This window comes from Streptomyces sp. NPDC058964 (genome assembly GCF_042741275.1).
Lineage (GTDB): Bacteria > Actinomycetota > Actinomycetes > Streptomycetales > Streptomycetaceae > Streptomyces.
This window is the reverse complement of the sequence record NZ_JBHYKH010000828.1, coordinates 1-2,425: the sequence shown is the minus strand read 5'-3', so window position 1 is coordinate 2,425 and position 2,425 is coordinate 1. Positions and strand designations below refer to the sequence as shown.

Annotated in this window: 3 pseudogenes; all 3 read left to right on the top strand. The window is 68.6% G+C overall.

What is annotated here, in order from left to right:
• Nucleotides 1-44: 44 nt before the first annotated feature.
• Nucleotides 45-605 (top strand): annotated as a pseudogene (locus ACFW2E_RS45295) (transposase); the annotation flags it as partial.
• A 63-nt stretch (nt 606-668) separates the two neighbouring features.
• A pseudogene (locus tag ACFW2E_RS45290) lies at nt 669-1,901 on the top strand (IS701 family transposase).
• A gap of 104 nt (nt 1,902-2,005) precedes the next feature.
• A pseudogene (locus ACFW2E_RS45285) lies at nt 2,006-2,403 on the top strand (transposase); the annotation flags it as partial.
• Between the last annotated feature and the right edge of the window lie 22 nt (nt 2,404-2,425).

Genomic DNA, 2,425 nt, shown 5'->3' with positions numbered 1-2,425 from the left:
TTGTGACCGTCGTGGGGCCGGGGTAGATCGTTGTGCCCGGGGGCGGGTGGTTCGCGCCGAAGATCGTCAGGACGCGGCGGAAGGGCCTGACCGGGGTCGACGAGATGGTCATCTCGCTGGCCGTGAAGGGGCTGGCCACCGGTGAGGTCCAGGCCGCCCGCCTGGCCGAGGTCTATGGGGCCGAGGTCTCCCGCCAGACCGTCTCCACCATTACCGACAAGGTCCTCGAGGGCATGACTGGATGGCAGGGCCGTCCCCTGGACCCGGTCTGTCCGGTCGTGTTTGTCGACGCGGTCCGCGTGAAGTTCCGCGATGGTGCGTTCGCCGACCGGCCCGTCTGTGTGGCCCTGGCCGTCACCGCCGAGGGCCGGCGGGAGATCCTGGGGTTGTGGGCCGGGGACGGCGGTGAGGGTGCCAAGCGCTGGCTGTACATCCTGACCGAGATCAAGAACCGCGGCGCGGGCGGTGTGCTGATGCTGGTCTGCGACGGGCTCAAGGGCCTGCCCGAGGCGGTGGGGGCCGTCTAACCGCGGACCATCGTGCAGATCTGCGTGGTGCACCTGCTGCGGAACTCTTTCCGCTATGCCGCCCGCCAGGACTGGGACTAGTACTCCAGTCAGAAATCGTTGCCTGAGCTGGTCGGCCTCGTTGTTCCAGGCACGGTGGGGATGGACGAAGCTGACCTGTGGGCTGGCGAGCTGGGGTCGGTTTCCGCCTGTGTGGCGGGCCGGTTCTCGTGGGTGGATCTGCGGTGGCGGATGCGGGACTACGTGCGTGGTCTGCTGGCTCCGGTGGAGCGGGAGAACGGCTGGCAGCTGGCCGAGTACGCGGGTCACCGCGGACCTGCCGGCTTCCAGCGTCTGCTGGACGGTGCCTCCTGGGGCGCTGGCGCGGTCCGGGACGGTCTGCAGCGGTACGTGGCTGAGCGGCTCGGCACCCCGGACGGGGTTCTGATCGTGGACGATACCGGCTTCTTGAAGAAGGGCACCACTTTGCCGGCGTGTAGCGACAGTACTCGGGCACGGCCGGCCGCACCGAGAACTGCCAGATCGGGGTCTTCGCCGCCTATGCCTCGGCCAAGGGCAGAGCGCTGGTGGACCGGGAGCTGTATCTGCCGAAGTCCTGGACCGCGGGGACGGACCGGTGCCGGGCAGCGGAAGTTCCTGACAGTCGTGGCTGCGACCAAGGGAGAACTGGCCCGCGCGATGAGCCTGCGGGCTCTTGCTTCGCCCCTCCCCATCGCCTGGGTGATGGGCGACTGCGCCTACGGACAGGAATGGCGCATGCGCCGCACCCTGGAGGAAGCCGGTGTCGGCTACGTCCTGGCCGTGCCGAAGACACAGCAACTGCACGCTCCCTTCGGCTGTATCGACCAGGCCATCGCCGACGCTCCCGGCGAGGCATGGGAACGACGTTCCTGCGGCGAGGGTGCCAAAGGCCCGCGTACGCACGACTGGGCAGCCGCCCGTCTGCCAGTGGTCGATGTCTTCGACGGTGACCGGCCCACCCATCAACGGTGGGTGCTGGCCCGCCGCAGCCTGGCCCGTCCGGACGAGATCGCCTACTACCTCGCCTATGCACCGAACGGCACCCCTGTCGCCGAACTGGTCCGGATCGCCGGGGCGCGCTGGGCGATCGAGGAAGCCTTCCAGGCAGCGAAGAACGAATGCGGCCTCGACCAGTACGAAGTCCGCCGCTATCCAGGCTGCTACCGGCACATCACCCTGGCCATGCTCGCCCACGCGTTGCTGGCCGCTGTCGCAGCCCAGACCACTGAAAGGCGGGCCGCAGAAACGGCCCCACCGGCACCATCCACTTCGCCGTGGCAGGAGTCCGCCGGCTCATGGACGTTCTGCTGCCCCGCCCCACACCCCTCCTCGGACCCGTTGCACATGCCCTGAACTGGTCCCTCTGGCGCAGACGACACCAAGCCACAGCCCGCCGCTGCCACTACCGAAGAAGAACCAGCTCAGGCTACGATTTCTGACTGGAGTACTAGTTCGCCCGCCTTCTCAGGCCGGTCTGCACGGCGGCGACCGAGGAGGCGGCTCTGGAGCGGTTCGCCGAGTTCGCCGACGCCTGGGGCAGGAAGTGTCCGGCGATTGTGAAGCTGTGGGAGAACGCGTGGGAGGAGTTCACCCCGTTCCTGCGGTTCGGCACCGAGATCCGCCGGATCGTCTGCACCACCAACGCGATCGAGTCGGTGAACGCCCGTATCCGGCGGGCGGTCACGGCCTGCGGTCATTTCCCCGACGAGCAGGCCGCCCTGAAGTGCGTCTAGTGGCGATCATGAGCCTGGATCCCACGGGCAAGGGCCAGGCCCGCTGGACCATGCGCTGGAAGACCGCACTGAACGCCTTCGACATCACCTTCGACGGCCGCCCGACGGCGGCCCGCCCGTAACCCCCCCCACCCGGGCAACACC